Annotated in this window: 4 protein-coding genes; 1 reads left to right on the plus strand and 3 read right to left on the minus strand. The window is 53.9% G+C overall.

The window, feature by feature from the left end; genetic code table 11:
• Positions 1 to 1063 precede the first annotated feature (1063 nt).
• Positions 1064 to 2227, minus strand: a complete 1164-nt coding sequence (locus ENN40_04460) for a Fic family protein (GenBank protein HDP94598.1) — start codon at positions 2225 to 2227, stop codon at positions 1064 to 1066.
• A gap of 469 nt (positions 2228 to 2696) precedes the next feature.
• Here ENN40_04460 and ENN40_04465 point away from each other — a divergent pair, with 469 nt between their 5' ends.
• Entirely contained in the window at positions 2697 to 3116 is a 420-nt protein-coding gene (locus tag ENN40_04465; GenBank protein HDP94599.1) for a hypothetical protein, read from the plus strand.
• Positions 3117 to 3439: 323 nt separating this feature from the next.
• On the opposite strand, the gene ENN40_04470 is transcribed toward ENN40_04465, so the two are convergent.
• Both ENN40_04470 and ENN40_04475 read right to left on the minus strand, forming a co-directional pair.
• On the minus strand, positions 3440 to 3937 hold the full coding sequence (locus tag ENN40_04470) for a cupin domain-containing protein (GenBank protein ID HDP94600.1): 498 nt from the start codon (positions 3935 to 3937) through the stop codon (positions 3440 to 3442).
• A gap of 20 nt (positions 3938 to 3957) precedes the next feature.
• On the minus strand, positions 3958 to 4194 hold the full coding sequence (locus ENN40_04475) for a methyltransferase domain-containing protein (GenBank protein HDP94601.1): 237 nt from the start codon (positions 4192 to 4194) through the stop codon (positions 3958 to 3960).

Consider the following 4194-nt stretch of genomic DNA (forward strand, 5'->3'; position numbering starts at 1 on the left):
ACACCAACGTGACCACGCCCGTTCAATACGCCGCGGTCACGGCCTACGCACGCAACGTGGAGATCGAGGCCTATTTCGTTATGACGCGACGTATCCATCGCATGATGGGAACATGGTTGAGCCGGGAGTTCAACAAAATAGAAGGCATTCACGCTTCCTCTCCCCACGGCGGTTTTTACTTTTTCATTGATCTCAACGATCTGGCTCCCCGGCTGCGCGCCCAGGGAGTCGATACATCCAACGCCCTGGGCCGCTCTCTGCTTGCCCATCCCTATCATATCGCCACGGTCACCGGCGACGCCTGCATGCTGCCCCCTGACCATTTCGGTGGCCGTGTGGCGTTCGTGGATTACGACGGCGCCGCCGCCCTGGAAAAATTCAAAGCAAACCCTCCCGAAAACGGCAAAGAAGGGGCGTTTGTGCGCGCGGCGGCACCGCGCATGGCGCGGGCCGTGGACATGCTGCGCCGGTACGCCGACGACCTGAGGGCGGGGAAGTTGCAACACGGCGACCTGCAACATTGATCTTGCACGAAAGGGGTCGGTGCTGTACAGTATGACATTGGGCTCCGGTAACCGGATTGAATCGGCTTAGCGATACTCTTCCGGAACCTCGATATCAGTCCGCGGTGAAAACACAAAATCCCCCACCTGGAGACGCGAAAAGATCACGGCCGGTAACCCAATCACCAGGCTTCAACAACCCCGTCACATCTCCTCAAGACCTGCATCACCGCGCTGAGGAGCGAGAGGCGATGGGACTGTCTCCCGCCTTCCTGTCACCTGTCACCTTCACCACACACACCTCGGCGCCGGCTCGATCATCGGCACGCTCCTTCAATCACCCGATCCATTTCAACTACCATCCCCCATTCTTTCCAAAAAGTGTTATTTAATCGGGCTGTTGCCAAAACAGGCAAGAAAGGCTTGACACCATTCTTCTACCAAACTCAATTTTTCAATTCTTTGTTTAATGTTGAGACGCGACCCCTATTTTGCTTTTTTGCTCTATTTTGCTTCCGGAAAAACAATCGGGCAAGAGTGATTGGCGACCAGGTTTCCGATCAAAGCTCCGTTGCGCATTGATTCAGAATGGTGATGTAGCCCTGATAGCCGAAGACCCGATTGCGCTTTTTCCCCGTCAATTCGCGGACGATACCAAGGTCAATCAGGGCGTTTACAGCTTTGGTCACAGTGGGTGCGGAAAGGCCCGTCTGTTTCGAGACTTCACTGATTGTCAGCAGGGGCCGTCGACACAATTGGTTGAACACCCTCAAGGTGCTGGACGCCTGCCCACCGGCTTTCCGAATGCTGCCCCGATCACGTTGAAACAGGCTCTCCAGTTTATGCGCCGTATTTACAGCGTTATGTGCGGTTCTTTCTATACCCTCCAGAAAAAAGTTCAGCCACCCCTCCCATTCCCCCCGGCTGCGGACCTGATCCAGGCGGTGGAAATACTCATCCCGGTTCTGCTTGAAATACAAGCTGGGATAGAGCAGCGGTTCGGCCAGAACACCTTCTTGGTGCAGGATGAAGGATATCAGCAGGCGCCCGATTCGGCCGTTTCCGTCCAGGAAGGGGTGAATGGTCTCGAATTGCACATGGGCCAAAGCGGCCTTAACCAGGGTGCCGAAGGGCAGATCATCCGCATGCAGGAAGCGTTCAAATTCTGCCATGCATGCTTCCACCCGGTCGGGCGGCGGCGGCACGAAATGGGCTTTCCCCGGACGAATACCGCCGATCCAGTTCTGGGATCGGCGGAATTCCCCGGGAGATTTCGAGCTTCCCCTGCCTCCGGCCAACATTTTTACATGCATTTCACGCAACACCCGGTTGCACAGGGGCAGCCCATTCTTCAGCAGTTGCATGCCGTGGGTCATGGCGGCCACGTAATTGGAAACTTCCGCGACGTCGTTCAGGGGTACACCCGGGGCGGCATTCAGTTCAAACAGCATCAATTGTTCCAGGGAAGACTGGGTGCCTTCGATCTGGGAGGACATGACAGCTTCGTGGCGAACGTAGGTATACAGGAAGATGCCCGGTTCCGGCAAAAGCGAGGTGATGCTGTCCAATCGGCCCAGGGCCAAGTGAGCCTTTTCCAGTTTTTTGTTCAATGAACCCGACAGGTCCAGAGGCGGTTGCGGCGGCAGGGGAAACGGCACGAATGCCCGCACTTCTTCACCGCCAACCCTGGATACCACGTACTCTCCCGACATTCCCCGCGCCATGATGCGCCCTCCCGGAACTTTTTCTCGAGTCTAATTAAAGTATAGCGCACTTTTCTTTATTAAGAAACTTCGTTATTAAAATAATCAGACGCTTTCTTTAATAAGAACCTCGCCAATTAAAGCAAACCGAACTTCTCTTTAACAAGTAGCCACGGAATTAGCAAAAAGACAAAAGGTGACAGGAGACAGAAGATAACGGGCCAATCATTACATCTCATAGAGACCCCCATCACATCCCCTCGACGCCCTCATCACGAATAATCCTCCGCCCAGCCCGGAACCTGCCGCGCAAGACTTAACCCCGATCTCGTTTATTATTCTGGTTTTTTTGACATTTGAAATGTGTAAACCTACACGCTATTCATGCAGAGAGCGATCCCACCTTCTTCCTTCTTCTTGCACTTTGACAATCACCTCCCAAATGCCTGTAGTTTATTCAATAACCAAGCCTGCTGCAAAGGAGAATCATATGGGCCTGTTCCGGAAAAATTCCGGTGAATCCGATGCATCCGCCAAAAACGACCCCGATCACCGTTTTCTGCCGCCGGGCGTACCTGAAAACATGGAAGTGACGGTCATGCAGATGCCGTATTACCAGTATACCCGGAAGGAGCTGGAAACCGTGCACGGAAGGCTGGTTCAGCTGGTGGAGGATGAGAAATATCTGTCGGAACCAATCGCAGATGTATGGATCGCCGAGAATCCCAAGGGTGCTACGGTTTGGATTATTTTTAAATCTCACATACCTGACAGCAAGGCGAAGGAAATTTTCGATCAATTAAACAAGATCAGCCTCAAACAGCACCTGGGTTTCGGTAGCCAGATGTTGAAATTCGCCGTAAAGGAGCCGGGCTTCAGGGTGCTTAAAAGGGCGGGAAACTGCCCGTAAGGGACTTGGGTCAAGAACGGGATCAACGCTTTTTCGGATTCTTTAATCGCTCGATCACCCGGCTGCTGGAAACGAACTGTAACCCCGGTTAATCGACTATCTCTTCGGTTGTTCGCCGGGCTCGCCTGTTCCCTGCCACCTTCTTTCTATCGTCAAATTGTCAAGGACAGCTTCCCTTTCCCAACAGCACGGCCTGCCGGAGTTTATGCGTTTACACGCACCGGCCCCTTTTTCCCAATCGGATTGTCAACTTTCATTTTTGAGACCCGAACCCGCGGACCCCTTCCAGGGTTGCCGGCAACTCTTCCATGTGTTCATGCGTTTCATTCAGGTTGATGACTTTGCCCGTCAATCCGTGCCCCTCCGGGATGAATCAAGCGTCTCATTTCCGGATCGCAGTCGATTATGGAACGCGCCGTTACGGATTGAAGCTCCAGAAGTTCAAAATCGGCGAACTCGAAGCCCGGGGCCACGGTGCATCCCGCCAGAACGGTGTCTGACAAAGGTTCGGCCGCCTGCCAGGTTCCGGCCGGAACCACGTGACAGAAGCGGTTTTTTGCGACTGACAAGGTGACACGCTTCACCGGCGAATCCGTCCCGTCCCAGGTGTACAGCCGAATTCCCTCGCCCTGATAGAGGTTCCAGACTTCATCCGAAGATACCCTGTGGAAACGGCTGACCTCACCGGGATTCAGCGAGAAATAGATGTGAGTCATGGCCGGGCGGACTGTTCCCGCCGGGGTATGCACGCTTCTACCGGAGCGGAATATCTCACGGAAACGGCCGCCCTCCGGATGTTCGAGAAGATCTGTGGGTTTCATGTCGACATTCGCCTCTTCGCCTATTTCCTGAAATTAATGGTGTAGTTCTTTTCACTACCATAGAGTTTATCCAATCGGAAACCATGGGTTTCAGACAGGCGCCGGACCTCACCAATTGAGAGTTTGTCAGGGTCTCCCGCCAGCTCGGAAATGGAAAGGATACCTCCGGACTTGAGGATGCGGTGCATCTCACGCAGGTAGGCATCCTGATTCTCCACCTCGCCGATTACGGTCACCATGACAATGCGGTCAAACAC

Source organism: Candidatus Aminicenantes bacterium, assembly GCA_011049425.1.
GTDB lineage: Bacteria > Acidobacteriota > Aminicenantia > UBA2199 > UBA2199 > UBA876.

Coding starts and splice junctions, on each gene's coding strand:
- ENN40_04465 (HDP94599.1), top strand. CDS start 2,697: ATGGGCCTGTTCCGGAAAAATTCCGGTGAATCCGATGCATCCGCCAAA.
- ENN40_04460 (HDP94598.1), bottom strand. CDS start 2,227: ATGGCGCGGGGAATGTCGGGAGAGTACGTGGTATCCAGGGTTGGCGGT.
- ENN40_04470 (HDP94600.1), bottom strand. CDS start 3,937: ATGAAACCCACAGATCTTCTCGAACATCCGGAGGGCGGCCGTTTCCGT.